At 69.5% G+C, this 26,629-nt stretch carries 25 protein-coding genes and 3 pseudogenes; 8 read left to right on the top strand and 20 right to left on the bottom strand.

Annotated elements, in window-relative coordinates:
* Window positions 1-15: 15 nt before the first annotated feature.
* From V4Y04_RS29985 to V4Y04_RS29930, 12 genes are all read right to left on the bottom strand, one after another.
* On the bottom strand, window positions 16-1,689 hold the full coding sequence (locus tag V4Y04_RS29985) for an asparaginase domain-containing protein (RefSeq protein ID WP_332431503.1): 1,674 nt from the start codon (window positions 1,687-1,689) through the stop codon (window positions 16-18).
* On the bottom strand, window positions 1,689-2,174 hold the full coding sequence (locus V4Y04_RS29980; protein ID WP_332431501.1) for a DUF488 domain-containing protein: 486 nt from the start codon (window positions 2,172-2,174) through the stop codon (window positions 1,689-1,691). The genes V4Y04_RS29985 and V4Y04_RS29980 overlap by 1 nt, the downstream gene beginning before the upstream one ends.
* Before the next feature lie 75 nt (window positions 2,175-2,249).
* Entirely contained in the window at window positions 2,250-3,260 is a 1,011-nt protein-coding gene (locus V4Y04_RS29975) for a methyltransferase (RefSeq protein ID WP_332431500.1), read from the bottom strand.
* A 76-nt stretch (window positions 3,261-3,336) separates the two neighbouring features.
* The gene (locus V4Y04_RS29970; protein ID WP_332431499.1) at window positions 3,337-3,744 is read right to left on the bottom strand and encodes a VOC family protein; all 408 of its coding nucleotides are present in this window, start codon (window positions 3,742-3,744) and stop codon (window positions 3,337-3,339) included.
* Window positions 3,745-3,794: 50 nt separating this feature from the next.
* A complete protein-coding gene (locus tag V4Y04_RS29965; RefSeq protein WP_332431498.1) occupies window positions 3,795-4,286 on the bottom strand; it encodes a PhzA/PhzB family protein in 492 nt (163 codons plus the stop codon).
* A 117-nt stretch (window positions 4,287-4,403) separates the two neighbouring features.
* Complete coding sequence (asnB, locus tag V4Y04_RS29960; protein WP_332431497.1) at window positions 4,404-6,260, bottom strand: asparagine synthase (glutamine-hydrolyzing); 1,857 nt, start codon at window positions 6,258-6,260, stop codon at window positions 4,404-4,406.
* A gap of 44 nt (window positions 6,261-6,304) precedes the next feature.
* Complete coding sequence (phzG, locus tag V4Y04_RS29955; protein ID WP_332431496.1) at window positions 6,305-6,925, bottom strand: phenazine biosynthesis FMN-dependent oxidase PhzG; 621 nt, start codon at window positions 6,923-6,925, stop codon at window positions 6,305-6,307.
* Window positions 6,922-7,269 (bottom strand): hypothetical protein, encoded by a 348-nt coding sequence (locus tag V4Y04_RS29950; RefSeq protein WP_332431495.1) that lies wholly within the window; start codon window positions 7,267-7,269, stop codon window positions 6,922-6,924. Before V4Y04_RS29950 ends, phzG begins: the two co-directional genes overlap by 4 nt.
* Window positions 7,266-9,170, bottom strand: coding sequence for an anthranilate synthase family protein (locus V4Y04_RS29945; protein WP_332431494.1), 1,905 nt, complete (start codon window positions 9,168-9,170; stop codon window positions 7,266-7,268). The genes V4Y04_RS29950 and V4Y04_RS29945 overlap by 4 nt, the downstream gene beginning before the upstream one ends.
* Window positions 9,167-9,790, bottom strand: a complete 624-nt coding sequence (locus tag V4Y04_RS29940) for an isochorismatase family protein (protein WP_332431493.1) — start codon at window positions 9,788-9,790, stop codon at window positions 9,167-9,169. Before V4Y04_RS29940 ends, V4Y04_RS29945 begins: the two co-directional genes overlap by 4 nt.
* Window positions 9,778-10,983 (bottom strand): 3-deoxy-7-phosphoheptulonate synthase, encoded by a 1,206-nt coding sequence (locus tag V4Y04_RS29935; RefSeq protein ID WP_332431492.1) that lies wholly within the window; start codon window positions 10,981-10,983, stop codon window positions 9,778-9,780. The genes V4Y04_RS29940 and V4Y04_RS29935 overlap by 13 nt, the downstream gene beginning before the upstream one ends.
* A gap of 261 nt (window positions 10,984-11,244) precedes the next feature.
* Entirely contained in the window at window positions 11,245-11,889 is a 645-nt protein-coding gene (locus V4Y04_RS29930; RefSeq protein ID WP_332431490.1) for a YybH family protein, read from the bottom strand.
* A 155-nt stretch (window positions 11,890-12,044) separates the two neighbouring features.
* On the opposite strand from V4Y04_RS29930, the gene V4Y04_RS29925 reads away from it, so the two are divergent.
* Window positions 12,045-12,311, top strand: a complete 267-nt coding sequence (locus V4Y04_RS29925) for a hypothetical protein (protein WP_332431489.1) — start codon at window positions 12,045-12,047, stop codon at window positions 12,309-12,311.
* Window positions 12,312-12,563: 252 nt separating this feature from the next.
* On the opposite strand, the gene V4Y04_RS29920 is transcribed toward V4Y04_RS29925, so the two are convergent.
* From V4Y04_RS29920 to V4Y04_RS29905, 4 genes are all read right to left on the bottom strand, one after another.
* The gene (locus V4Y04_RS29920) at window positions 12,564-13,424 is read right to left on the bottom strand and encodes an ISAs1 family transposase (RefSeq protein ID WP_332431488.1); all 861 of its coding nucleotides are present in this window, start codon (window positions 13,422-13,424) and stop codon (window positions 12,564-12,566) included.
* Window positions 13,425-13,563: 139 nt separating this feature from the next.
* Window positions 13,564-13,725 (bottom strand): hypothetical protein, encoded by a 162-nt coding sequence (locus V4Y04_RS29915; protein ID WP_332431487.1) that lies wholly within the window; start codon window positions 13,723-13,725, stop codon window positions 13,564-13,566.
* 162 nt (window positions 13,726-13,887) lie between these two features.
* A complete protein-coding gene (locus V4Y04_RS29910; protein ID WP_332431486.1) occupies window positions 13,888-14,268 on the bottom strand; it encodes an integrase core domain-containing protein in 381 nt (126 codons plus the stop codon).
* A 156-nt stretch (window positions 14,269-14,424) separates the two neighbouring features.
* Window positions 14,425-15,063 (bottom strand): tyrosine-type recombinase/integrase, encoded by a 639-nt coding sequence (locus tag V4Y04_RS29905; RefSeq protein ID WP_332431485.1) that lies wholly within the window; start codon window positions 15,061-15,063, stop codon window positions 14,425-14,427.
* 342 nt (window positions 15,064-15,405) lie between these two features.
* On the opposite strand from V4Y04_RS29905, the pseudogene V4Y04_RS29900 reads away from it, so the two are divergent.
* From V4Y04_RS29900 to V4Y04_RS29885, 4 genes and pseudogenes are all read left to right on the top strand, one after another.
* Window positions 15,406-15,531: pseudogene (locus V4Y04_RS29900) on the top strand (rhomboid family intramembrane serine protease); the annotation flags it as partial.
* A gap of 511 nt (window positions 15,532-16,042) precedes the next feature.
* Window positions 16,043-17,434, top strand: coding sequence for an NAD(P)/FAD-dependent oxidoreductase (locus V4Y04_RS29895; RefSeq protein WP_332431484.1), 1,392 nt, complete (start codon window positions 16,043-16,045; stop codon window positions 17,432-17,434).
* Between the two features lie 362 nt (window positions 17,435-17,796).
* A pseudogene (locus V4Y04_RS29890) lies at window positions 17,797-18,022 on the top strand (transposase); the annotation flags it as partial.
* Between the two features lie 2 nt (window positions 18,023-18,024).
* Window positions 18,025-18,411 (top strand): annotated as a pseudogene (locus V4Y04_RS29885) (rhomboid family intramembrane serine protease); the annotation flags it as partial.
* A 13-nt stretch (window positions 18,412-18,424) separates the two neighbouring features.
* Here V4Y04_RS29885 and hemE read toward each other — a convergent pair.
* Window positions 18,425-19,492: a uroporphyrinogen decarboxylase gene (gene hemE / locus V4Y04_RS29880; protein WP_332431482.1), complete on the bottom strand. Its 1,068-nt coding sequence runs from the start codon at window positions 19,490-19,492 to the stop codon at window positions 18,425-18,427.
* Between the two features lie 203 nt (window positions 19,493-19,695).
* Between hemE and V4Y04_RS29875 the strand changes: the two genes are divergently transcribed.
* From V4Y04_RS29875 to V4Y04_RS29865, 3 genes are all read left to right on the top strand, one after another.
* Window positions 19,696-20,373 (top strand): DUF3000 domain-containing protein, encoded by a 678-nt coding sequence (locus V4Y04_RS29875; RefSeq protein ID WP_332431481.1) that lies wholly within the window; start codon window positions 19,696-19,698, stop codon window positions 20,371-20,373.
* Window positions 20,374-20,916: 543 nt separating this feature from the next.
* Window positions 20,917-21,573, top strand: a complete 657-nt coding sequence (locus V4Y04_RS29870; protein ID WP_042164084.1) for a response regulator transcription factor — start codon at window positions 20,917-20,919, stop codon at window positions 21,571-21,573.
* Between the two features lie 205 nt (window positions 21,574-21,778).
* Complete coding sequence (locus V4Y04_RS29865) at window positions 21,779-23,101, top strand: ribonuclease D (RefSeq protein WP_332431479.1); 1,323 nt, start codon at window positions 21,779-21,781, stop codon at window positions 23,099-23,101.
* A gap of 64 nt (window positions 23,102-23,165) precedes the next feature.
* On the opposite strand, the gene V4Y04_RS29860 is transcribed toward V4Y04_RS29865, so the two are convergent.
* From V4Y04_RS29860 to V4Y04_RS29850, 3 genes are read right to left on the bottom strand one after another with little or no spacing between them, the layout of a single operon-like run.
* The gene (locus V4Y04_RS29860; RefSeq protein ID WP_332431477.1) at window positions 23,166-23,996 is read right to left on the bottom strand and encodes a carbohydrate ABC transporter permease; all 831 of its coding nucleotides are present in this window, start codon (window positions 23,994-23,996) and stop codon (window positions 23,166-23,168) included.
* A complete protein-coding gene (locus V4Y04_RS29855) occupies window positions 23,993-24,943 on the bottom strand; it encodes a carbohydrate ABC transporter permease (RefSeq protein WP_332431476.1) in 951 nt (316 codons plus the stop codon). Before V4Y04_RS29855 ends, V4Y04_RS29860 begins: the two co-directional genes overlap by 4 nt.
* Window positions 24,943-26,259 carry an ABC transporter substrate-binding protein gene (locus tag V4Y04_RS29850; RefSeq protein WP_332433040.1) on the bottom strand — a complete coding sequence of 439 codons (1,317 nt, stop codon included), beginning with the start codon at window positions 26,257-26,259 and terminating at the stop codon, window positions 24,943-24,945. The genes V4Y04_RS29855 and V4Y04_RS29850 overlap by 1 nt, the downstream gene beginning before the upstream one ends.
* Between the last annotated feature and the right edge of the window lie 370 nt (window positions 26,260-26,629).

The following is a 26,629-nucleotide window of genomic DNA, read 5'->3' as shown; positions in this document are numbered from 1 at the left end:
GAGTTCCTGTCCGGTTCAGTGCGTGTCGAAGAGGGCCTGGTACTGGGCGACCGCCTTCTCGGTGGCCGCGCGTTCGTCGGGGGTCGGGGTGACCGGGTCCGTGGCCGGGGGCAGGGCGCCGAACCTGAGCAGCGCGGCCATGAGAAGCATGCGCGCCTTGGTGGCCGTCAGGTTGTTGCCCGAGACGAACGTCGGGTCGGTGCGGTACGCCATGCCCCCGGTGGTGCCGCGGCCGGTGCGGACCACCGGCAGACCGGCGAAGACGGCGACGCTCAGCGCCGCGTTCTTCGTCGGGTCCGCCATCCCGAACGGTGACATGCCCTCGCACACGAAGCCGGAGAGTGGGAAGTCGGCGAGGTTGGCGTCGATCCGCGCGAGGATCTCCACCTCCTCCTCGGCGACGGGCGGGTTGTCGGTTCCGGTGCCCGTCGCCGCGTACCGGCTGTACTTGGTGATCGAGACGTGCGGTATGGCGGAGGGCACGAGCCCGTCGGCGTCCTTGATCCGGACGTCGACCGGGGTGACGCCGGCGTCCAGGCTCCCGGCGACGCCGGCCACCCTCTCGGGAAGCACCGTGAGGCGCAGCTCCGAGCGGTGGGTGTGCCTGCGGGCGGGAAGGTAGGTGAGCTGCGGAGGACCGTAGCCCCCGAGGTCGGCGACGACTCCCCCGTGGCCGCCGGTGACCTCATAACCGCCCGGCCGGGCATCGACCTTGGTCACGTCCCGGGCCGAGTACACGAGTTCGTCGACGATCACGCAGGCACCGACGCGGTTCTCGCCCCGTTCGTCCAGGGCGACGCCCGACGTGATGAACTTGACGCCGTCCACCACGTTGCGGTCGCCGTCCGCGCTCAGTGACTGGTGGCGGCGCTGCGCGGCGTGTCCGACGAGCGGCACCTTGGTGTCGATCAGCAGGCCGAACCAGTACAGGGTCTCGTCGACGGTCGGGCTTCCCTCCAGCCACTGCACGCCGGTGAACTCCCCGGTGGCGAGCACGGCCTGGACCTGATTGGTGGCCCGGGCCAGGTGCGCGAGGCCGGGCTCGCTCTGGAGGTGGTACGGGTAGTAGACGAAGAAGTCCTGCCCGAGACGCTCGGACTCGGCACCCGTGGTGTACCCGCCGGAGGGAGCCGCGCGGAAGAACTCGAAGTCGGCGACCGAGCCCAGTTCGACGGGGGTGCCGTGGTCGGCGAGGCCGAACCGCTCGATCTCCTCGTAGAGGCGCCGGGCGTCCGGGTAGAAGGTCTGGCGGGCCTCGGCCGGGGCCGCGTACGGCGCCGCCGAGGTCTCCTCCCAGGCGGAACCGTCCGCCTGTCTCCCCATGTAGGGCAGGGGGTAGAGGCCGTCGGCGGGGTCGAGTTCGACGACGTACACCGGCTTGGCGTCTCCGGGCGGCCGTACGGTGTGGAACGTGCCGCCCTCGTCGAGCCAGCCGTCGGGCGGGGCGTACAGGCCGACGGCGTCCTGTTCGAGCGGGTGCGCGCTGAACGCCTCGACGTACAACGTCGCCGGGGCGGCGAGCCGTTGAGGCCGCAGGCTGTCGAACCGGCCGGGCCGGAGCGGCAGGCCGTGGCGTGCGCGCGCCTTGTTCGACGTGACCAGGTCCGGGGTGTTCAGGATCGTCGCGGTCGGTCCGGCGAAGACCGCGATCCGGGGTCGCGGTGCGCCGGCCGGGAGCATGTCGTCCATCACATGGGCCTCAGGTGTTCGACGGTGAAGTCGTGGTCCTCGGCGAGCCGCCGGGCGACCAGCGACCGGTGACACGCCTCGGGGTCGCGCTCGACGCAGAAGAGCGCCGCGGTCCCGCTGTTCGGCAGGGCCGCCACGATCGGGGCGAGGTCGGCCGGGTCGAGGATCTCGGCGGTGTAGCGGCGGGTGTACTCGGCGGCGAGCTCCCGACGTGAGCGTTTGCCGACCCCTTGGCGGTCGTCCTCGGCGTACTGGAGTTGTCGCAGCTCGGTCGTCGGGGCGAGCTCCCGGCGGTGCTCGTAGGCGATTCCGGCCTCGGCGAGGGCCGCCTGGAGCCGCAGGGAGTTCGCCCAGGCGTAGTCGGGGCCGCGGACCCCACGGCGCTGCCGTACGTCGAGCAGCAGGCGCACGTCGGCCTGCCGTAATCGTTCGAGGTAGGAATCGCCGTCGAAGCCGTAGACGCCGATCGTTGCCAACTTGGGCACGGGACTTCTCCTGTTCGCGCTGCCGCTCGTACTCCGCTCGAAGCTGCCGGCCCCGCCGGGCCGTGCCTGGTGCCGCTACGGGGTGCGCGGCGCGACGATCAGGGAGGTCGTCTCCATCGGCAGTTCCGCGGTGCTCTCGACGGACAGGCCGGCCCGTTCCAGCAGCCGCGTGATCCGGTCGAGGGTGCGGTGCTCGCCGCCCGTGGTCACCAGCAGGTGCAGGTCCCACAGCGCGGGAAGCACAGTGGAGTTCTCGTCCTCGACGAAGCGGTCGAGGATCAGCAGCCGGGACGAGGGGCCCGCCATGGCGCGGCGGCAGTGCTCGAAGACGCCGACGACGTCCTCATCGTCGTGGCCGGCCAGCACGCGGCACAGGATGTAGACGTCCCCGCCCTCCGGGACGCCCTCGAACATGTCGCCGCCGACCACCTCGGCGCGGTCCGGGCCGACGGTGGCGGACAGGTGCTCGCGGGCCTTGGGCGTCATGTGGTCGCGGTCGAAGAGCGTGCCCGTGGCGTCCGGCGTGGCGGCGAGGATCGTGGCGAGCAGGTGCCCGCCGCCACCGCCCACGTCCACGACCTTCTTGCCGGTGAAGTCGAAGACCCCGGGCACCTGGTGGAAGAACATGCTCGCGGCGTTCATGGTGAGCTGGAACCGCCGGGCGGTGGCCGCGTGATCGCCCAGGTAGTCGTAGAACGACTGGCCGTAGGCCACTTCGAAGCCGGAGCTCTCCGTGCTGATGGCGTGGTGGGCGTGGTCCCAGGCGGAGTAGAACTCCTCGCCGTACAGCAGGCACATGTCGCGCAGCGACTGGGGGCCGTCGAGGAGCGCCGCGCTCACCCGGGTGCCGCGGTAGCCCGCGGAGTCGCTGCCCTCGAAGACGCCCAGGGCCACGAGCAGGCGCATCAGGCGGTGGACGCCCTGCTCGCTCGCGCCGGTGGCCTTGGCGAGTTCGGCGTCGTTGTCGCAGCCGGCCTCGACGTGGTCGGGCAGCCCGAGTTTGACCGCGGTGTAGAGAGCCTGCGCCCGCCACCCGCCGGTGATGATGTCGACCACGTCTCGGGTGGCCTGCACGTCGACTGTCATTGAGACCTCTCCATCCCGATCTGCCGGTCGGCCCACCCGGCCGCGGCTGTTCCACGGCAGGACACAGAGCTGCCGGTCACGACGGCTGCTTGATGTTGCACATCCAGGTGATCCCGAACCTGTCCACGAGCGTGCCGGCCTCGTCGCCCCAGATCTGCTTTTTGAGGGGCATGGCCACCCTGCCGCCCGCGGACAGCTTCTCGAAGTACTCCCGCAGGCCGGCGTCGTCGCCGCCGAGGTAGAGGGCGACGTTGGTGCCCGGGTCGAAGGGGACCCGCTCCGGGACGTCCCACGCCATCACCGTGAAGCCGTCGGCGGTGCTGAGCGTCGCGTGCATGATCTTGTCGGGGTCGGGCATCTCCGCCGACCCGAAGTCGCCGTACGTGCCCAGTTCCAGCGTGCCGCCGAGGACCTTCCGGTAGAACTCCATGGCCTGACGGGCGGTGCCGTCGAAGGCGAGGTACGGGTTGAGCTGGGATGCCATCTGTTGCCCTTGCTGTCTGTGCGGACGACGTGGACGCGGAAACGCGTTCCCTAGGTGGGGATTCCGCCGCGGTTGATCTTCGGCACCTCGATGCCCAGCGCGCGCAGTTGCTGGAACGGGTTCATGAACTCGCGTTGCCGCTTGATCCTGCCGTCCTCGAGTTCGAACGCATGGATGAAGTGATTCCTGTAGTGACCGGGCGGGTAGTCCGGGTAGAGGATCTGCCCTTCGCCGTCGCACTCGACCCAGAACCTGTCGGGGTCCTGCGTGTCGAAGATCTCGACGTTCTTCCACTCCCAGTCCGGGAACATACGCAGCGACCACTCGCCGTGGGCCTTGAGCTTCACGTGTCCCTGGGAAACGACCGGTTCGCCGGTGTCGCTGGTGTACAGGCCGGCGCTGCCGTCCTCGGTGAAGAGCAGGTAGCGCGTCAGCCGGTTCTCGCCCTTGCGGGTCATGTAGTCCGCGACGACGGCCCGGTGCCGGGCGCGCAGGTCGAGGCCGGCGTCGATCCCCTCCGGCCGAGCGTTTTCCGTTCCCATCTCGTCTCCCTCGATCCATGGTTCGGGTGCGGGCCGCCGCGGTGCGGGCGGCCGGCCGCCCGCGGCCGTCTCGGCGCGCAGGCGGCGGGGTGGTCCGGGGCCGTCCGGAATCCGGTCTCAGAGCCGGAGCTCGGGCCGGTAGATGTCCAGCCAGGTACTCAGGTCGAGCACGCGCTCCATGCCGTTGCGGACGTCGATCGGCATGCCGGCCGGGTCCTGCCGCGTGATGTTCTCCAGCCAGCCGCGGTCGACCAGGTCGAAGACCGGGTCGTCGGTGGTGAGGAGCTCCTTGGACTGCTGGAGCAGCGCGCCGGTGTAGTGCGGGTCCAGCGTGGCCGGGTAGGGGGCCTTCACCCGCTCCAGCACCGACTTCGGCAGCAGGTCCGCGGTCGCGGCGCGCAGCAGGCTCTTCTCCCGGCCGTCGAAGCTCTTCAGCGACCACGGGGTGTTGTAGACGTACTCGACGAGGCGGTGGTCGCAGAAGGGGACCCGGACCTCCAGGCCGACGGCCATGCTGATGCGGTCCTTGCGCTCCAGGAGCATCCGCACGAAGCGCGTCAGATGCAGGTAGCACAGCTCCCGCATGCGCATCTCGTGGTCGCTCTCGCCCTCGGCCCGCTCCACTTCGCCGAGCGCGTCGGAGTACCGGTCCTTGATGTAGGCGGGCAGGTCGAGGGCGGCGGTGATGCCGGCGTTGAACCGGTCCGACACCTGGGCCCGCGCCCCGCTGACGAACACGGCCATCCAGGGGAAGGTCTGCGCGGCCTGGACCTCCGGCAGGTGGAACCACCGGTACCCGCCGAAGACCTCGTCGGCGGACTCGCCGGACAGGGCGACCGTCGACTGCTGCCGGATCGCCTTGAAGAGCAGGTACAGCGAGGCGTCCATGTCGCCGAGGCTGAGCGGGCTGTCCCGGGCGGTGATGACGGCCCGGCGCACGTCCGGATCGGCGATCGAGGCGTGGTCGAGCACGATGGACTCGTGCTGCGAGCCGACGTGCGCGGCCACCTCCCGGGCGTACGGGGCGTCCGTGGTGCCCCGCAGTTCGTCGGCGACGAAGTCGTCTTCCCGGCCGACGAAGTCCACCGCGAAGCTGCGGACCTTCTCGCCGGCCTCGCCGTGCTCGCCGGGCCGGCCCAGCTTGGCTGCGGCCAGCGCGGTGATGACGCTGGAGTCGAGGCCGCCGGAGAGAAGGGTGCAGCGGGGGACGTCGGAGACCAGTTGGCGGCTGACGATGTCCTCGAGCAGCTCCCGCACGGTGGCGACGGTGGTCTCCCGGTCGTCGGTGTGCGGCCGGGTGGGCAGCGTCCAGTAGCGGTGCTCGCGCAGGCCCGAGCGGTCGACGGTGACCAGACCGCCGGGGACCACCTCGTTCATCCCGCACCACACGGCGCTGCCCGGCGTCTGGGTGAAGCTGACCAGCTCCCGCAGTCCGGCGAGGTCGACGGCGCGGTCCGCGAGCGGGTTGGCGAGGATGGCCTTCGGCTCGGAGCCGAACATCACGCCGTCGTCGGTGGCGTAGTAGTAGAGCGGCTTGACGCCCATCCGGTCGCGGATCATCACCAGCTTCTCGACCCGCGAGTCCCAGACCGCGAAGGCGAACATGCCGTTGAGCCGTTCGGCGACCGCCTCGCCCCACTCGACGTAGCCGTGGAGCACGACCTCGGTGTCACTGCGGGTCTCGAAGCGGTGGCCCCGGCGCAGCAGTTCGCTCCTGAGCTCGGTGAAGTTGTAGACCTCACCGCTGTAGGTGATCGCCACCGGCCCGTCGTCGGTGGGCAGCACCATCGGCTGGGTTCCGCCTTCGATGTCGATGACCGCCAGCCTGCGATGGCCGAGCACCGCGTGCCGGTCGAGCCAGGCGCCACCGGCGTCCGGTCCCCGACAGGCCATGGTCTCCGTCATCGTGTCCAGTTGCGCGCGCTGCTGCGTCAGATCCCGGTCGAACGAGACCCAGCCCGTGATTCCACACATCGACTTGCCTTTCTTCCTCTCGAGTCCTCGGTCCTTGAGCGGCGTCAGGGTTGGAGCCGGCTCGTGAGCCAGCCGGAACCGTCGCGCTCGTAACGCAGCCTCTGGTGCAGTCGGTCCTCGGGTTCGGACTGCCAGAACTCAACCGACGCCGGCTCCAGCAGGTAGCCGATCCAGCGGTCCGGGCGGGGCAGCGCCGAGCCGTCCCGGCCCAGTTCCCGGGCCTGCTCGCGCAGTGCCTCCTCGTCGGGCAACGGTGCGCTCTGGTGCGCCGCCACCGACATCGGGTGCGTGCTGACGGGCCGGGCGTGCCAGAGGGCGTCGGACTCCTCGGCGGGCAGGGGGCGGGTCGGGCCGCTCACGCTCACCTGGCGTGCGGCCTCGCGCCAGTAGAAGAGCCCCGACGCCCAGGGCGTGCCGGTCAGGTCCCGGCCCTTGCGGCTGTCGGAGTGGCTGGCGAACACCAGGCCCGTCTCACGCACGTGGAGGACCTGGACAATCCGGTTGGAGACCCGGCCGCGGGGGTCGACGGTGGCCAGTGCCAGCGCGCCCGGCTGGAGGACGGCGTCCGCGACCGCGTTGTCGAACCAGGTCCGCAGCAGCTCCATCGGGTCCGCGGGCGGGGCGGTGAACCCGTCGGCGGTCATGGGTCGGTGCGGGGCGCTCACGACGGCTTCCCGATCGCTTCGAAGGCCAGGCCGCGTTCGGCGGGCCCGCCGGAGGGGATCCCTTCGACGACGGCCTCGACGTCGGACAGCATCCGGACGGCCGGCGGGTATCCGATGAGTTCGGTGGCCCGGTTCGGGGGCATCGGCGCCGTCAGGTCGGCCCCCGAGTCCCACAGCATCACGGCGCCCCACCGGTTGGTCTCCCGGTCGGAGATCCAGAACTTCAACCGCATTCCGTGGACCTCCGTCCACGGCTCGACGCCCTCGTCGCGCAGGTAGACGCGCAAGGAGTCAATGGTCTGGCCGGACCCGGCGAGGTCCCACCAGGCGATGGTGGCTTTCATGCGTTCAGTACCTCCGCGGTCTCCATCAGCGGTACGAGCAGCTCGGCCAGGACCCGCTCGCTGTCCCGGGTGAGCACGGATTCGAGGTGGAACTGCACCGAGCCGAAGTGCGGGCCGCGCAGGGCGTGTACCTCGCCCGTGCCGGCGTCGAGGCAGACCGTCACCTCGCCGATGCCCGGACACTCCAGCCGGTCGGCCCGGGCACGGGCCGAGAAGGAGTTGTAGAAGCCCACCCGTTCGCGCGAACCGAACAGGTCGATCTCGCGCTGGGTGCCCTGGTTCGGGACGTCCCGGCGCCGCAGTTCGAGCCCGAGGTGTCGGCTGAGCAGCTGATGGCTCAGGCACACGGCCAGGAACGGGATGCGGTGGGCCAGCAACTCCTCGATGGCAGAGGTGAGTCGGGCCATCCTGGGGTGGTCGGTCTCCCGCGGGTCGCCGGGTCCGGGGCCCATGACGACGAGGTCGTGGTCGTCGAAGCAGTGGGTCGCGTCGAAGCGGCTGAGTTCCACGGTCAGCCCGAGGGAGCGCAGTTGGTGGGCGAGCATCGCGCTGAAGGTGTCCTCGGCGTCGACGATCAGCGCCCGGCGGCCGTCCAGTACCGGGTGGGGCCGTGCGCGCTGCTCCGCCTCGCTGAGCCAGAAGTTCGCGATCGTCTCGTTGCGCCCCTCCAGGGCCTCCTGGATCAGCGGGTGTGCGTCGAGCCGCTCCTGCGCACCGAGGGCCGCGAGGACGCCCGCCGCCTTGGTGCGGGTCTCGGCGACCTCGGCGTCCGGGTCGGAGTGCCGGACGAGGGTGGCACCCACACCGACCCGGACGTGACCGGTGTCGTCGGTCTCCGAGGCCAGAATGTCGGCGGTGCGGATGAGGATGGCCGAGTCCAGGGTGTGCGCGCCGGCGGCGTCGCGGCCGATCAGTGCGGCGACTCCCCCGTAGTACCCGCGGCCGCCGGGCTCGTAGCGGGCGATCACCCGGCAGGCGTTCTCGAGCGGGCTGCCGGTCACGGTGGGGGCGAACATCGTCTCCCGCAGGATGTCCCGGGGGTCGAGATCGCTGTTTCCCTCGATGGTGTACTCGGTGTGCGCGAGCCAGGACATCTCCCTCAGGTACGGCCCCTTCACGCGGCCGCCGCCCCGGCAGACCCGGGCCATCATCTTGAGTTCCTCGTCGAGGACCATGTACAGCTCGTCGGTCTCCTTGCCGTCGGTGAGGAACTCCATCACCTCCGACAGGACCGGTCCGGTGGCCGGGTAGCGGTAGGTGCCGCTGATCGGGGTCATCGCGGCGACGCCGTCGCGCAGGCTGACGTGGCGTTCCGGTGTGGCACCGACGAAGGTGCGTGTACCGGTGTGCACGATGAACGTCCAGTAGGCGCCGCTCTCCCGGGTGAGCAGCCGGCGGAAGAGGCTGAGCGCGCTGCGCGTCGAGTAGCCGGTGATGCTGGTGACGAACGAGCGTTTGATGACGAAGTTCGAGCCCTCGCCGGTGCCGATCTCGTTGTCGAGGACCGCGCGGACGGTGTCCGCGTAGGCCTCGTCGTCGGTGTCGAAGCGTCCGTCGGCCAGGGCGATCGGCTCGTCCGGAAGCGCCCTGAGCACCTCGGAGGTGCCGGTCAGTCCCTGGTGGGTCACCTCCATCGCGAGCAGCGGGGAGCCGTCCTCGACGGTGTCGAAGCCGCGTTCGGTGATCTGCCGGTGGGGCACCAGGACCAACGTCTCGTGCCGGGCCTCACCGGGCCGCCCGGCCCCCTCGGCCGACGGGATGTCGGCGAGCCGGGCCGGGGTACGGACCCGGCCCAGCAGGATCTCCACGCGGTCCGGGCCCACGGTCTCGGGGCGGTGCAGCAGGGCGAAGGCACCCGGTTCGGGACCCAGCACGTGGTCGAGCAGTTGCGGGGCGTTCATCGGAAGACCTCCTCGGCGGTGGTGACCACCGAGCAGCGAGCGGCCGCGTAGTCGAGGGCCAGCCAGTGGTAGTCGGCGGAGAAGTCACCGAGGGCGTCGGCGACCAGGAAGGGCTGGATGTCGTTGGTGAACGCCTCGAGGGCGGTCGCCAGCACGCCGACGTGGGCGTACACCCCGCAGACGATCAGCTGGTCGCGGCCCAGGGCGCGCAGCTGCGCCAGCAGGTCCGAGCGGAAGAAGGCGCTGTAGCGCCACTTGGTGAGCACCTGGTCCGCCGGCCTGGGCGTGAGCTCCGTGACGATCTGGCGGTCGACGGGGTCCACGCGCATGCCCGGTCCCCAGAAGTCCTTGAGAAGTCCGCGTTCCTCGTCCGTCATGCCGCCGGGCTGCGCGGTGTAGAAGACGGGGACCCCGAGTGCGGTGCACCGCTCCCGCAGCTGTGCGCAGTGGCGCACGAGCGGGTCTCGTACGGCTGGGGAGAAGGGGGCGAGGAAGTACCGCTGCATGTCGTGGACGAGCAGGGCCGCGCGGGTCGGATCGAGTGTCCACCGCACCGTGCCGGGGGGCAGTTCGGCCGCCGTGGGCAGTGGGTAGGCGGGGATCGGGGCTATGCCCGGCACGGTTCTCCCTCGGCTCGGTTCGTCCTCGGCTGCGGCTGCCAGGCCGACACCACTGACACGGCCTGGCGGGGGTTGAGTCGCGGGTCGCACAACGTCGTGTACGTGGCGCCGACGCTGGTGGTGTCCGGGACGTCGGCGCACTCGGTCACCGCGTCGGGGGTGGTCTCCAGGTGGATCCCGCCCGGTATTCCGCCGCCTGCGCGGACGGCCGCCTGAAAGGCGGTGACCTCGCGGACGACGGTTTCCACCACCCGGGTCTTGCGTCCTTCGGCGGTGGTCACGGTGTTCGCGTGCATGGGGTCGACCAGCCAGATCACGGGATGCCCTGCGGCTCGTACCGCCCTGACCAGCGGCGGCAGCAGATCCGTCGCCGCGTCGGCGCCCATCCGGGCGATCAGGGTGAGCCGGCCCGGTGTTTTACGGCGGTCGAGCCGCTCGCACAGGCCGAGCAGTTCCGTGGTGGTCATGCGGGGACCGACCTTGCAGGCCACGGGGTTCACCACGCCGGCCAGCAGGGCGACGTGGGCTCCGTCGAGTCGGCGGGTCCGTTCCCCGATCCAGGGCCAGTGGGTGGAGGTGAGCGCGAGCCGGCCGTCCCGGTCGGCTCGTAGCATCGGGATCTCGTAGTCGAGGAGCAGGGCCTCGTGACTGGTCCAGACGGCCGGGTCGGCGCGGTCCTGCGGCGTCGGACAGAGGTGGGTGATGACTTGGTGCGCGGCACGGTAGCCGGCCAGCAGGCGCCGGGGGTCGGGGCGTCGGGCTTCGGGGTCCGGCTCGGGGCCGTTCACCATGTGTCCCCGGTAGACCGGGATCTCGACGCCGCCGACCGACTCGGTGCCGGCCGACCGGGGCTTGGCATACTGGCCTCCGATCCGGCCGACCTTGAGGACCGGCTGGTGGGTGATCGCGTTCATGACCCCGGCGAGTACGTCGAGGAGACCGGTCTTCCGTTTGACGTCACCCGCGGTGCATTCGGCGAAGTCCTCCGCGCAGTCGCCCGCCTGCACCACCTGTGCCTGCCCGGCGGCGACTCCGGCGAGCCTGCATCGGAGCCTGCTGAGCGATTCGGTCTCCACCAGTGGGGGAAGGCCCGCCAGCGTGTCCCGGACCCGCTCGACCTCTGCCAGGTCTTCCCATCGGGGTTGCTGCTGTGCGATGAGGGGTGGTGAATCGTGGAGCGATGTGGAATTCAATTCTGCTCCCTACTCTCCGACGTGTCGGCACACCGCTTCGGCGGGGTAATGCGGCCGACGCCCGACCACCCATGGCTGAGGGTGACCCGTCCATGGGTGGCTGAACTCCCCCGGAGTTCCTCGATTTCGGCATGCCGGGGGCGACAGAGCGACCCATCGGCGAACTTTGGGAATGCGACACAGTACGCGTGCGTGGGCACAGTGAGTTCACCGGTCGGTCGACTGCTGGGAAATACGGAGAGGACTGTCGAGTGAGTCGGGTCAGTGGTGGGCGGTCACCGGCGCAGCCGGGTCACCGTGAGGCGGGTACGGGTTGTCCTGCACGTACAGCCAGGTGCCGTCCAGCTGTTCCTGGACGGTGTCGCAGAAATTGCCGGTGAAGCTCTCGCGGGTTCCGTCCGCCGCGTCCTGCTCCAGGCTGTAGTCGCCCATGATGGCCGCCGTGCGCTCGCGCACCTTGTTGTCCCACGCACGCCATCCGCCCGCCACGACGGTCTGTTGGGGATTCACGGTGAGCACCGGATTCGAATTGAACCAGTCGATGTAGAAGGTGCGGATCGCCGCGCGGCCCCGAACGATCGACCCGTCCCAGTCGACGATTGCGGCCTCGGGCTCGTGCAGCGCGATGATGCCGTTGATGTCCTTGGCCACGATGCGCTCACCCAGGAGCTGCAGCAGCTGCTCGGGGGACGTGGCCACGGCCCGCGCCCCCGCCTTCGTCTTGGCTGCGGCGTTCGCGGGAGCCTCGGTGCCGGACGAAGCCTCGGTGGTCGACGGGCTCTCGGCGGTGGTGGACGCGGCGGCGGCCACCGGCTCGGTCTGGATGATTCTGGGGCCGGCGATGCTTCCGGCCGTCAGGACAATGGCCGCGGCCGCGATCGGAAGCGTGTGCTTAATCTTGCTCATTTCATCTCCCCCTACCGGAGACGGCAACAGGTCAATACGACGCCGCTACGACGTCGGGCCTTCCGGCCGGCCGCCATTTGCCATCTCTCCCCCTGGATGCCAGTCATACAACAGTCCGAAACTGGTTCCTGTCAACGTCTCAGAGAATGCGGGCGATGCTGCTGCTCTTTTCCCGTCGCCCGACAGGGGAAGCGGAATTGCGACGACACCGCGATGATCTGCGCCTATTCACGAACAACGGAACCCCGATCGGCAGCGACCGTCGCGCCGAAGGCCCGGCTGCGAGCGACCGGAATCTCCCCATCCGGGAAGTATCCACCGTGACATGTGACCGTTTTGGCGCGATATCACCACTCTTGGCGATCTCCCTGCCGGCAGACTTCGCCATGGGCCACTTCCCCACGGGGGCAGGCCATCGCTGAGCGTAAAAAGAATGCGCCGCACAGTTCACCGCAGAGTAAAGAAAGAGGAAGGCGAAACTCCAGACACGGCCTTTGAATTGTTCAATGGAAAATGAATTGCCCGGTCGGTGCATTTCCAGCCGCCATATGACCGAAAACCGCCGCGCCATGTCGGCCACGCCGCGCAGTGGCCGACGTCCTCCGCACGGGGGACCGTCCGGATGCGCCCCGCGGGACCGGGGCTTCGGCGTAGTTCGATGTCGTCCGTTTTGATCATGTGAGACCGAGCTGGGCGAGGGGCCGGGTGTGGTCTCGGGCTGCCCGTCGGAGGCCGGCGGCGATGTTGCAGATGCCGGCGGGGCGAAGGGCTCCGATCGCGAGGTTTCTGCAGGTGGCCATCGCTCGGGGAGTGTTTCCGGTCCGCAGCTGGGAGGCGTCCTCGGCGAAGGTGACGTCCCTGACGTGGTATAGGGCCTCGACGGTCCAGTGTCCTCGGATCAGTCGGGTGAGTTGAGCCGGGCCGGCCTGCTCAGCGGTGAGGCTGGTGACCGCGTAGACGGTCTTGAGACTGATCTTCCCGGTCTTGCGGTCCACGCGGCGGCGGACGATCCGGACGGCCTGACGGGCTCCGGGGAAGAGCAGGTTGCTCACCGTGCAGACCTTCGACCGGCGGATCTCATGACGGCCGTGACCGGTCGAGCGAGTCCTGTCCTGGAGCGGAATCTGTTTCCAGGGAAGGGCCTTGAGCTGCTTGCGGAGCTTCTTCGTGTTGCGCTTCACGGTCACGATGCAGTGAGCCTGCCGGTCGAGCAGGCAGACGGCGTGGTCGTGCTGGGTGTGCATCGCGTCGCTGGTGACGACCGTGCCGGCCAGGTTTTCGAGGGTGCCGAGCAGAGGCCGGAAGCGGGTGATCTCGTTGGTCTTCTCACCGACGTCCATCTGGGCAAGGACCAGTGCGCTCACGTGGTCGCAGGCGGCCAGGAGGTGGATCTTCCGTCCCTTCGCGCGGGCAGCACCCCGCAGCGACTTCCCGTCGACCGCCCGTCCCCGTAGTCCTTCATTTCCGGTCTGCCGGTCCGCGAGCCGGGCTCCGACCGCGCGGTCCAGGGCGTCCGCGTCGATTCTGGCCAGCACCCACCGTGGTGGCCACCGGACGGCGACGCCCCGCCTCGACCCGCCGTCGCTGGACCCCGTCCATCCCGCGGACCACCGCCCGGCGTTCCTCAAGGCGGGCCCGGGCATCGAGCCGGTCCTGCGTCGACTGCCGCTGCAGCTACCGGCCCCTCTCAGTGACGTACTCCTCCAGCACTGCCCGGCAGCAGGACATCATCCCCACCCCGGACAGGGTTTCGACCATGTCGTCCAGGAGGGTGAGCGAGGCGGCGAAGTCCCCGCGGCCGACGCGGGCAGGGACGCGGGAGGGATAAGGCTCCACCGGGCTTCTCCTTTTGGTGCATCTGGCGACACACCCGGGCAACCGTGGAGAAGCCCTTCTGCATACGGCAGTTCACCCCCGTGCCGCGTCCTTGTGATCCGCGAGGGTGAACAGGCCCGGACTGAGCCTGCTCCGCTTCGACAGACACCCTTGGTGTGGCGGTCAGGCCGCGAGGATGGTTTCGTACTCGGCAGGACTGCGGTAGCCGAGGCTGCTGTGCAGCCTTCGTATGCTGTACCAGCTCTCGAGCCACTCGAAGATCGCAGTGCGGACAGCGGACCGGTTCGGCCACGACCGTTCCCCGATCAACTCCCGTTTCAACGTGGCGAAGAACGATTCGCCAAGGGCGTTGTCCCAGCACTGGCCGGTCCGCCTGCCGTGCACCGGACCGGTGCTGTACTCGCTCGCCGGGAACCGGGCCCCGAGCAGTTCCTGCATGTTGCTCTCGACGAGGCTCAGCGCATCGGCCTCGGTATCAGCCAGCCGCGGCACGACCTCCCTCATGCCGCCCTTCGCCGTGCGGAACAGCTTCAGTCCGGACACCTTCCCCTCCTCGATTCGAAGATCGAGAACGTCGGAGAGGGGCGGGATTGCCTCCGCGACGGCACCAAGAAGAGTGAGGGCCAGGTGAAGGGCTGAGGGCGGGGTGTCGGGGCCCACCGGTGTCCCGCTACCGCTTCCGGCGCCAACTTCCCACCGTCACACGACAGCTCGCAACTGCTCGTCCAAGACCATCGCCGCCTTGGTGATGCTCCCGGGCATGAGGTGCCTGTACGTGCGGTAGGTGACCCGGATCGACGTGTGCCCCATCCAGTTCGCCACGTCCGTGATGGGAATGCCGTGGCTCAGCGCGTTGGACGCGAAGAAGTGCCGGAAGCCGTACATTCCGACGTCTTCCGCCGGCGGGAGGGCCTGGAACAGATTCGACACCCGGTATCGCTCGTTCGGTTCACTGAAGGGCCCCTTCGGCCCCCTCAAGAGGTACCCGTCCTCCGTGGTCCCGTGCTCTTCCGCGAATCGTTCGACGGCGTCCCTGACCGTGCGCGGCAGGGGCACCTCGCGGAACTCGCCTTCCTTGCGGTGCTTGAGCTTCGCCGACTGGTGCGTACTGGAGTGCACCTGCTCGGTCACCCGGTACACGTCGTCCGCGACGATGTTGTTCACGTTCACCGCACGCGCCTCGCCGTTGCGGAGCCCGCAGCCGACCATCAGGACTATCTCCAGTGCCGGCTTGCAGTCCGCCACCTGGATCGCTCTGGCGATGTACTCGGCGTCGGGGATGGCTACCCGCTGTGGGGTGCACTCGGGTTTCTGCGCTCCGCGAAGAGGGTTCAGCAATGGCCCCCTTCTCGAACGCTTCTCGGAGGAGAGCCGACAGGGCCCTGTAGACGTTCAGCTGGTGTCCACGGCCCCCCTCCGCCTCCAAGTGATCGAGAAAGTCCTCCACCACGGTCGGTGTCACCGCATTCAGCTTCCGCGACTTGAAGAAGGAACCCATGCCGCGAGCGAGTCGACGAGCCGAAGAGCGAAACCTTCCGAAGCGGCGAGCGAACCAGCGAAGGCCGGCTCTGCTGTCACGCCCCTCGGTCGGCAAGGCGGAGACCTCCGACTCGCCGCATGCTGGCTACTTGCTGACCTGGGGATCACCCAGCACGCATCTGACCTGCGGTAACGTCCACCCTCAGGACCTTCGGAAACAACGTCGAGGACCGCATGGGGCATCTGCGGTACCTGCTGCTCTACCTGGTCTGCGGGTGCGCGGCCGCATACGGATTCGCACTCACGAACACCGGCTCCCCACCCCCCGAGGCGCCCCTGACACACTTTCACTCGGACAAGACGGAGAACCAGATTACGGATCCGCTTCCTTCCGCATATCGGAGGAATGAGATTGCGCAGACCGGGAAGAAGCTGTGGTCGGGCACATTTCCGCCAGGGCGCCATCCACCCTTTCCGCCGCGTTGCCAATGTGAAGTTCAAAGGGTGAAGACATGCAGGGCGACGACCTTCGCGGCCAGCACGGGGGACGACCCCGTCGCGCCCGATGAGGTGACGAATCCGCAGATCATCCGCCGAGAGTAGGGCTTGATGCCGATCCGTAGCCGCACGGCCGGACCGGCTGCCGCAGCCCGCACCTCCGACGGGTTGACGTTGTCGATTGCGGCAGCAAATTAGCGCAATTGAGCCAATTCTGCTACGGTCGAAAGAAAGCTGCCTCTCTGGACCGGTCGATACGTGCGGATTCTGGCGACCGGACGGCTCCTTCCTGCCCGTGAGGGTGGGAGCGGGGCCGCATGGCGAAATCAAAGGGACATACGTGACGAACAGAAAAAGAGTAGCGATCGTCGGTGCCGGCCCCTCGGGCATGGCTCAGCTGCGGGCCTTTGAGACCGCAGCGCGCGCGGGGGCAGACATCCCCGAGATTGTCTGTTTTGAGAAACAGGCTGACTGGGGTGGCCAGTGGAACTTCACCTGGCGCACCGGACTCGACGAGTACGGCGAGCCCGTGCACTCGAGCATGTACCGCAATCTGTGGTCGAATGCGCCGAAGGAAGCGCTGGAGTTCGCTGATTACACCTTCGACGAGCACTTCGGTCGCGCCGTCTCCTCATACCCGCCGCGCCCGGTTCTGTGGGACTACATCGCTGCCCGGCTGAAGAAGACGAACGTGCGCGATTTCATCCGTTTCCAGACCGTCGTGCGCTGGACGGAATACGACGCCGAGCGTGAGGTCTTCACGCTCACGGTCGAGAATCTCCCCACCGGAGAAACGACGACCGAGGAGTTCGACCATGTGGTCGTCGCCAGCGGCCACTTCGCTTTCCCCAACGTGCCGCATTTCCCTGGCATCGAGACCTTCCCCGGGTACATCGCCCACGCGCACGACTTCCGCGGCGCGGAAGCCCTCAAGGAGCAGGACGTCCTCGTCGTCGGCTCCAGCTACTCGGCCGAGGACATCGGCAGCCAGGCGTTCAAGATGGGCGCACGCTCGGTGACGGCGAGCTATCGTTCCGCGCCGATGGGCTACGACTGGCCCGAGGGCTTCGAGGAACGCCCCGTCATCAAGCGCATCGAGGGCAACACGGTCCACTTCGCCGACGACACCTCGAAGCACATCGACGCCGTCATCCTGTGCACCGGCTACCTTCACAAGTACCCGTTCCTGCCCGACGAGCTCGCGCTGACCTCCCCGAACAACGTGTATCCGGACGGCCTTTACCGCGGTGTCGTGTGGCAGGACAACCCGCGTCTGGCCTACCTCGGCGCGCAGGACCAGTGGTTCACCTTCAACATGTTCGACGCGCAGGCCTGGTACGTACGCGACCTCATCCTGGGCCGCGCCGAGCTGCCGTCGGAGACCGAACGCTCCGCGTCCATCGCCGAGTGGCGGGAACGTTTCGAGAGGCTTTCCTCAGACGCCGAAGAGGTCCGCTTCCAGGCCGACTACGTGCGGGATCTGCTGCGGCAGACGGACTACCCCGAGTTCGACCTCGACCGGGTCGTCGAGATCTTCCTCGCGTGGAAGCGCGACAAGAAGGCCGACATCATGGGCTACCGCGACCGTGCCTACCGCTCGGTCATGACGGAAACCCTGGCAGCCGAGCACCACACACCGTGGCTCGAAGAACTCGACGACTCGATCGAGCGCTACCTCGCCGAAGACTCCGCCAAGACCCCGCAGAACACTGAGCGCAGCCTGGCGGCGTAACTCCCCGAGTTCGGGGTCGGACCCCACTACGGGTCAGGGGCCCAGCAGCTCTCACTGCGGGCCCCTGACCCGTATCCATGGGTGCGCACAACTGGGGAATGCCGGTTGCCGGGGCCAGGGGGGTGCGCCGCGGGCCGTGCCGGATGGCTTGTGTGTGAGGAGTTGGGGATCGAGCCGCAGCCCTGCGAAGATCCTCCGCAATCGCCTCGGCATCGGCTCGGCCCGCTCAAGAACCCTGGCCTCCGTGATCCGCGCAGAACGCAACGACCACTTCCCAGGGCAGCCCTGGTCGAATACAGGGAGCTGTTTCCAACCTGGCTGATCTCAGGCTGAGTTGGCGTGGGGGCCGGAAGTGGGAAGAGGTGAGGCTCGCCGGGGAGGGCGGCCTCCTGCAAGTAACTGACCGAGCGGGTGCTGGAGTCCGCCCTGGAGGGCGGGCTCACTGATCACCTGGGGCATGAGCCCGGTGAGCGGGCCGAGGGCGGCCGGGAGAACTACCGTAACGGGCACCGGTCCAAGACGGTGATCACCGAGTCGGGGCCGGTCGAGATCGCGGTGCCGCGGGACCGGGCCGAGTCGTTCGAGCCGCTCTCAAGATCTTCGGCAACAACGTCGAGGACCGCATGGGGCACCTGTGCTTCGCGCTGATCGGCGCGTCCGGGGCGGTCGCGGGGGTGCTGGGCGCGTATCTGGTGCTGTATCCGAGGGCGCGCGTCTGGGTGCTGGTGCCGTTCCTGATCTTCCTGCCGCTGCGGCTGCAGGCCTGGATCGTGCTCGGCATGTGGTTCGTGCTGCAGGCGGTGTACTCGTCCGGGACGGGCGTCACCGACGCCGGGACGGTGGCGTACGTGGCGCATGTCGTGGGCTTCGTGGCCGGCATGCTGATCGCCTGGCCGCTGCGCCACGGCACTCCCCCGCCACCGGAGCCGCCCGGCCTGCTGTTCGGCAGGCGGGCACGGCCCCGGCACCCGTGGTGAGCGCCCCGCGTGGTCAGCGGGCGGTGGCGGTGTGGACGTGGTCGACGAGGCGGGTCAGCGCGTCGGCGTCGGTGTTCGGCATGACGCCGTGGCCGAGGTTGAAGATGTGGCCCTCGAGGCCCTCGGCCGCGGCCAGCACCTCGCGGGTCTTCGCCTCCACCGCCTCCGTGCCGGCGAACAGCACGGTCGGGTCGAGGTTGCCCTGGAGCGCCTTGCCGGGGCCGACCCGGCGGACGGCCTCGTCCAGCGGGACGCGCCAGTCGACGCCGACGACGTCCGCGCCGGCCTCGCCCATCAGACCGAGGAGTTCGCCGGTGCCGACGCCGAAGTGGATGCGGGGGATGCCGTAACCGGACACCGCGTCGAGGACCTTGGCCGAGGCCGACATCACCGAGCGCCGGTAGTCGGCGGGGGCGAGCGCGCCGGCCCAGGAGTCGAAGAGCTGGACCGCGGAGGCGCCGGCCTCGATCTGCACGGTGAGGAACGCGGCGGTGATGTCCGCGAGGCGGTCGAGGAGGTCGGCCCAGAGCTCCGGGTCGCCGTACATCATCGCCTTGGCGTTCTCGTACGTGCGGGACGGGCCGCCCTCGACGAGGTAGCTGGCGAGGGTGAACGGGGCGCCCGCGAAGCCGATCAGCGGGGTGGCGCCCAGCTCGGCGGTCAGCAGGCCGTACGCCTCGGTGACGTAGGAGACGTCCTCCGGGGTGAGGTCGCGCAGCCGGGCCAGGTCGGCGCGGGTGCGGAAGGGCTCCTCGACGACGGGGCCGATACCGGGCTTGATGTCGAGGTCGATACCGATGGCCTTGAGGGGCACGACGATGTCGCTGAAGTAGATCGCCGCGTCGACGTCGTGCCGGCGCACCGGCTGGAGGGTGATCTCGGCGACGAGGTCGGGGCGCATGCAGGAGTCGAGCATCGCGATGCCCTCACGCACCTTGCGGTACTCCGGCAATGAGCGGCCCGCCTGCCGCATGAACCACACCGGAGTGTGCGGCACCGGCTCACGCCGGCACGCCTTGAGGAAGGCACTGTCGTACGTCTGGGTCGGCTGCTTGCCCCGCGGGCTGACATTGGCACTCACCCGGCCAGTCTCGCACGGTCCGCCGGACGCCCCGCACCGCAGGCCACACCGCGCACCGTGCCCCGCGCCACACCGGGCACCGCGCCGGCGCCACGCCGGGCGTCGTGCCCCGCGCCACGCCGGTGTGACACGATCCGGACACCGTTGCCCACCCCGGGTGTCCTTCCCCGCGCCGGGGCCCGCTTCCGCTTAACCTTCCCCGCATGGCTGCGGCTCAGGGACGACTGTCGGACGGCACGGGCGGAATGGACGAAGCGAAGGACACCGATGCGGATCTCGGGCTCGGGGGCACGGCGCCCCCTCTGCCCTTCCGGACCGCCGTCGAAGCGTTGCGGGGCGCGCGGCTCCGGCCGCAGATCGAAGTGGAGAGCACTCCGGCGCCCAAACGGCTCGCCCCGTACGCGTACGCGCTGGAGGCGGCGGTCGTGGACGGCGACCAGGACCTGGCCGACGGCCGGCTGGTGTTGCTGCACGATCCGGCCGGGCACGACGCCTGGCGGGGCACCTTCCGGCTGGTGACGCTGGTGCGCGCGGAACTGGAGCCGGAGATGGCGGCGGATCCGCTGCTTCCGGAGGTGTGCTGGTCCTGGCTGACCGGTGCGCTCGCGGCACGCGGTCTGACGTACGGCGAGCCGAGCGGCACGGTCACGCGGGCCGGTTCGCACTACTTCGGCGGGCTGTCCGAGCGTCCTGCCGCCTCGCAGATCGAGATCCGTGCCTCGTGGACGCCGGAAGAGGGTGCGGGCGGGGTGCCGGACGCGGCCACCCATCTGATGTCGTGGTGCGATCTGCTGGCGCAGGTCGCCGGGCTGCCGCCGGCCGCTCCGGGGGACGCGTCGGTGGTGACGCTGCCGCAGCGCCGGGGGCCGCAGGCACGCTGAGCCCGCCACACCTCTGGGGCCACCGCCGCGGGCGTTGAACCCACCCCGGGCGTTGAACCCACCCCGGGCGTTGAACCTGCAGCCGTTGCCGGGACCGATCCCCTCGTAGGGCTCCCGGCGCTCCTCCAGACCGGTCTTCGGACCGGTCTTCTGCCGTTCCCGGGCCGTTCGCCGGGCCGGCCACCGGAGCACTCTCGGCCGGTCTCTCGGCCGGTCTCTCGGCCGGTCTCTCGGCCGGTCTCTTTGTCGATCTCCTCGGCCGCTTCCTTGCCGATCCCCTCAAGATCTCTTTGGCGACCTTTTTGGGGATCTCTTTGTCGATACGGCCACTTCCGGAAGCGTTGCGACGCAGACCGAAACCGTTCGATCTTCGAATGATCGACCGCGTGTCCGAATTGCACGGATTGTTACTCACTGGATCGTGATCATTCTCTAAAGGAGACCGCGTTTGTTGCCGAAGACGACTGTGACCTTGAAAGCACGGTTGAGCCCGGCTCCACCCCCACGAGCCGGCCCCGTCCCGCCGCCACCCCAGGAGGCCTGGTGTCCGTTCTCCTCGAGCAGCCCGCAAGCCTGGTCGCCTACCGCCCGAACAAGCCGACCGCCATGGTGGTCGTGGCCGACCCCCGCGTCCGCTCCACCGTCACCCGCCATCTGTGGGCGCTCGGTGTACGCGACGTGATCGAGGCCTCGTCCGTCGCGGAGGCTCGTCCCCGCATCGGCAACCCCCGCGACATCTGCGTCGCCGACGTCCACCTGCCGGACGGTTCCGGCCTCACCCTCCTCTCGGAGACCCGGGCCGCAGGCTGGCCCAACGGTCTCGCCCTGTCCGCCGCCGACGACATCGGCGCCGTGCGCAACGCCCTCGCCGGCGGAGTGAAGGGCTACGTCGTCACCGGCACCCGTACCAACCTCGGACTTCCCTCCCGCCCCGGTGCCGCCCCCATCGGCGGCGCCCGTCTGCACCGCCGCCCTCCGGGTGCCCCGAGCCACCCGGGCGGCTACCGCGAACTGTCCGGCCGTGAGGTCGAGGTGCTGCGGCTGGTGGCGGAGGGGCAGTCGAACAAGGCCATCGGCGTCTCGATGGGCCTGTCCGCGCTGACCGTCAAGAGCCACCTCGCCCGCATCGCCCGCAAGCTCGGTACGGGCGACCGCGCCGGGATGGTCGCGGTCGCCCTGCGCACCGGCATCATCCACTGACCTCCGCGGCACCGGCCTCCGCGGCCGTTCCGCCCGCCTCCCCTCCTCCGTCCCGTTCCGTCCCCCTCCTCTCCTTTTCCCCTCCCCTCCGGTCCGCTTCCCCTCGGCCGGGCATGCACCGGCCTGACTTGTTTACGACCCTCTGGGGCCCGCCGACGGAACGTTCCGTCGGCGGGCCCCTTCGCGGCATGGATACTCTTGACAGGTGACCGACGCCCACGACACAGCAGCAGACAGTGCCCTGCGAACCACCGGAGGCGCTCCTCCGGACGACGACGGATCTTCTGCTACGGAGGCGCCGATCCCCTTGCTCGAACCGCGCGAGGGCATTCCGCCCGTGATCACGGACGACGCCGCGCTCGCCGAGGTGATCGCCGCCTTCGCCGCGGGCACCGGCCCCGTCGCCGTCGACGCCGAGCGGGCCTCCGGCTACCGCTACGGCCAGCGTGCCTACCTCGTCCAACTGCGCCGCGAGGGCGCCGGGTCCGCGCTGATCGACCCCGTCGCCTGCCCCGACCTGTCAGGGCTGGGCGAGGCGCTGTCCGGCGTCGAGTGGGTGCTGCACGCCGCCACGCAGGACCTGCCCTGCCTGCGCGAGATAGGGATGCTGCCCACCCGCCTCTTCGACACCGAGCTGGCCGGCCGCCTCGCCGGTTTCCCCCGCGTCGGGCTCGGCGCGATGGTCGAGAACGTGCTCGGCTTCGTCCTGGAGAAGGGCCACTCCGCCGTCGACTGGTCCACCCGCCCGCTGCCCGAACCCTGGCTGCGGTACGCCGCCCTCGACGTCGAGCTCCTGGTCGACCTGCGGGACGCCCTGGAGAAGGAACTGGACCGGCAGGGCAAGCTGGAATGGGCGTGGCAGGAGTTCGACGCGATCGCGTCCGCACCGCCGCCGGAGCCCCGCAAGGACCCCTGGCGGCGCACCTCCGGTATGCACAAGGTGCGCCGGCGCCGGCAGATGGCCGTCGTACGGGAGCTGTGGCAGACCCGGGACCGGATCGCGCAGCGCCGGGACGTCTCCCCGGGCAAGGTGCTCTCCGACACGGCCATCGTCGAGGCCGCTCTCGCCCTGCCGGCCGACGTACAGGCCCTGGCCGCGCTGAACGGGTTCGGGCCTCGGGTGGGGCGACGTCAGCTGGAGCAGTGGCAGGCGGCCGTGGACCGGGCGCGGGCGCTGAGCGAGACGCAGCTGCCGCAGCCCGGCCAGCTGGTGACCGGGCCCCCGCCGCCGCGCGCCTGGGCGGACAAGGACCCGGTGGCCGCCGCCCGGCTGTCCGCGGCCCGCGCGGGAGTGAGCGCGCTCGCCGAGCGACTGACCATGCCGCAGGAGAACCTGATCACCCCGGACACGGTACGGAGGGTGTGCTGGGAACCCCCGCGGCCCGCCGGTCCGGAGTCCGTCGCGGCCGCGCTGGCGGGGTACGGGGCGCGGCCGTGGCAGGTGGAACAGGTGACGCCGGTCCTCGTCACCGCGCTGGCCTCCGGCGGTTCCGACGGCGGTTCCGACGACGGTGTTGAGGTCGTCTGAGCACGGTGGGATCCGTCGGCCCGGCCGCCCGCGGCGCTGCCGCCCCCTGTTCCGCTTCGTCGTTCTACTTCGTGGCCCCTCTCATGAAACCGTTGTATATGAAGCGTTGGAGGGTCAGGAAGACGATCAGGGTCGGGAGGATGACCAGGATCGCGCCCGCCGAGATGGTTTCCCAGTGGGCCCCGAAGGGGCCCTTGAAACGGAACAGGGACGTCGAGATCACGCCAAGATCCTCGGAGGGCATGTAGAGGAAGGGGATGTAGAAGTCGTTGTAGACGTTGATCCCCTTCACGATCACCACCGTCGCGATCGCCGGTTTGAGGAGCGGGAGGATCACCTTCCGGTAGACCGTGAACGCGTTGGCGCCGTCCAGTCGTGCCGCCTCGTCGAGGGAGACGGGGATGGAGCGGATGAACTGCAGGAAGATGTAGATCGACACGATGTCCGTGCCCATGTAGAGGGCGATCGGCGCCCACAGGCTGTCGAACATGCCGAAGCTGTTGACGATCTGGAAGGTCGCCACCTGGGTGGTCACGCCGGGGACGAGCGCGGCGAGCAGGAACAGGGCGACGACCAGTTTCCGGAAGCGGAAGACGAAGCGGTCGATCGCGTACGCCGTCATCGAACCGATGAGGATGGTGCCGCCGACGGCGACGACCAGGATGACCGCCGTGTTGCCGAAGGCGGAGAGCATCCGGCCGTCCTGGAACGCGGTGACGTAGTTGCCGAGGTTCAGCGGGTCGTCGGGCAGGGCGAGCGCTCCGCTGCCGTCCGCCATCTCCTCCGAGCTCTTCAGCGAGGTCAGGAGAACCACGGCGAGCGGCAGCAGGACGACCAGCGTGGCGAGGACGAGGGTCAGGTACATGAGGGACCGGGCCACTGTGCGGCGGGTCACACCAGGTCCACCTTGTCGTCGGGGACGATCCGGCGCTGCACCCAGGTGACCGCCAGGACGATCAGGAGCAGGACGACGGCGGCGGCCGAGGCGAGCCCCGTCTTGTTGAACTGGAACGCGAGCTTCACCGTCTGGATGACGAAGGTCTCGGTGCCGGTGGCGCCGCCGGTCATGATGTACGGGATCTCGAAGACCGACAGGGAACCGGAGACGGAGAGGATCACGCTCAGGCCCAGGATGGGTCTGATGCCGGGCGCGATGATGTACCGGAACTGCTGCCATCGGGTCGCACCGTCGATCTCGGCCGCCTCGTACAGCTCGCCGGGGATGGACTGGATCGCGCCGAGGAACAGCACGAAGTTCAGGCCCAGATAGCGCCAGACGGACACGCCGGCCAGCGAGGTGTTCGCGGAGAACGGGGTGCCCAGCCAGGCGTGGTCGGTGTCGACGCCGAGCAGGCCGAGCACCGAGTCGAGGGTGCCGCCGTCCTGGAAGAAGTAGAGGAAGACGAAGCCGATCGCCACCCCGTTGATCAGGTACGGGAAGAACAGCACGCCCTTGAAGAGGTTCCGGAAGCGGACGTCGAAACTGAGGACCGTGGCGAAGTAGAGGGCGACGGCGATCTGCACCACGGAGGCGACGAGGTAGTAGCCGCTGACGAAGAACACCTCGAACAGTTCGGGCCGGGTGAAGAGTTCGATGTAGTTCTCGGTGCCCGTCCAACTCAGTTCGGGGCTCACGCCGTCCCAGTCGGTGAAGCTGTAGGCGACCATGTTGGCGAGCGGCGCGTAGGTGAAGGTGAGCAGCAGGGCGAGCGGCACGGTCAGGAACAGCCAGGGGGTGACGCGCCGCCACAGCCGGGCGCCGCGCGGGGCGGGGGCCGCGGCCGGTCCGGCGGGCACGACCGAGGGCGTCGGCCGCGTCGTCCCGGCGGCGGGGTCCGCCATCAGGACCCCAGGGACGTACGTGCCTCGGCCCAGCGTGCGCCGAGGTCGTCGAGGAAGTCGTCCAGGCTGCCCTTGCGCGCTCCGCGGGCCAGGTCGACGAGGTCCTGACGGTAGTCGGGCTTGTAGATGCCGACCTCGGAGCCGTTGTCGATGGACTTGACCTGCGCGCCCTTGGCGTCGTCGAGGTCGATCAGCTCGACTCCCGCGTCCTGGTAGGGCCGCAGGATCTCGGGCAGGGGGTCGTCCTTCAGCGGGGACAGGGCGAGATTGGCCTTCGCGTAGCCGGACTTGTCGGTGAACCAGTCGATCCAGGCGCGGGCGGCGGCCTTGTGGTCGGAGTGGACGTTGACGGCCTGCTGATAGTCGGGGGAGGTCACCGCGCAGAAGGCGCCGTCCTGTTGGGCGGGGAAGGGCATGAAGCCGATGTCGTCGGGGTCGCTGCCGGCCTGCTTCGCGGCCTCCCGCATCTGGACGACGGCCCAGGAGCCGAGCCACATGGTGGCGATCTCGCCCTTGGCCAGCTTCGGCTTGGACGCCTCCCAGTTGGTGGTGGTCGGGTCCTTCTCGGCGAGGCCGGCGCGCACGATGTCGTGGAGCAGGGTGTCGGCGACGCGCAGGTCGGCGCCGTCGGCCCACGGGTCCCCCTCGGCGAGTTTCGTGGTGGCGCCGGTGTCGCAGCCGACCGAGCCGTTGACGTTGGTCCACTGGGTCAGCGGCCACATGTCCTTGAAGTTGGTGTAGTACGGGACGGCGTCGGTCCGGGACTTGACGGCCTTCAGGTCGTCGAGGAACCGGGCGGGGGTGGTGGGCCAGTCGGTGACGCCGGCCTGCTCCCAGACCTTCTTGTTGTAGAGGAAGCCGGGGACCACGCCGATCGGGCTCTGGCCGTAGACCTTTCCGTCGACGGTGGAGTAGTCGGTGAAGCGGTACTTCTCGCTCAGTTCGGCCCGGCTGCCCAGCGAGGCGAAGAACTTCGGGTAGTCCTTCTTCTCGATGACGGCGGGGATCATGAGGACGTCGCCGTAGTTCTCGGTGTTCATCCGGATCTTGACCTCGCCCTCGTAGTCGGTGAGGGCGTCGAACTCCACCTTCACGCCGGGGTGGGTCTTGTTGAACTCGGCGGCGTAGGCCTCCATCGTGCCGTCCTGCACCAGATCGGTCCGGTGGGTGAGGACGGTGATGGACCCCTTGGCCTCGGACGGGTCGTCGGGCGCCTCGGCGTCCGCGCCCCGGGAACTGCCCCCGGTGCCGGTGCAGGCGGAGGCCAGGAGGGCGAGGGCGGCGATCGATCCGGTGAGCACAGTGCGGCGGTTCATGTTCATGAGGACCAGCTCCGTTCGAGGACACGGGACCCGACATGAGTCAGTTGGCTGGTTCGGCACTCTGACAGCCGCTACTAAACCGGTAAAGTCATAATTGCGCCAAGAATGCGGGAGTGCCTATGGGCTCCTGGGTCAACCGGTCTAGAAGCCGCATGGCCGATGGAGCCGGAGGAGGGGCCCGGGGCGCGTCCTGCCGCGATGCCGGGCCGTGCGCCCGCCGCCCCCCGGCCACCGGGCCGGCCCGGCATCGCCGCGCCGCGCCGCTTCACCGGTACGCGGAGGTGACGCGGACACCGGGCGGGGACACTCACCACCGGGACCCGGGTCCGCACCCTGCGCCGACCCCTGCCCGTACCGGCCCCGC

It is taken from the genome of Streptomyces sp. P9-A2 (assembly GCF_036634175.1).
Taxonomy (GTDB): domain Bacteria; phylum Actinomycetota; class Actinomycetes; order Streptomycetales; family Streptomycetaceae; genus Streptomyces; species Streptomyces pratens.
The sequence above is the reverse complement of the archived record's forward strand: the minus strand, read 5'-3'. Positions and strand labels throughout refer to the sequence as shown.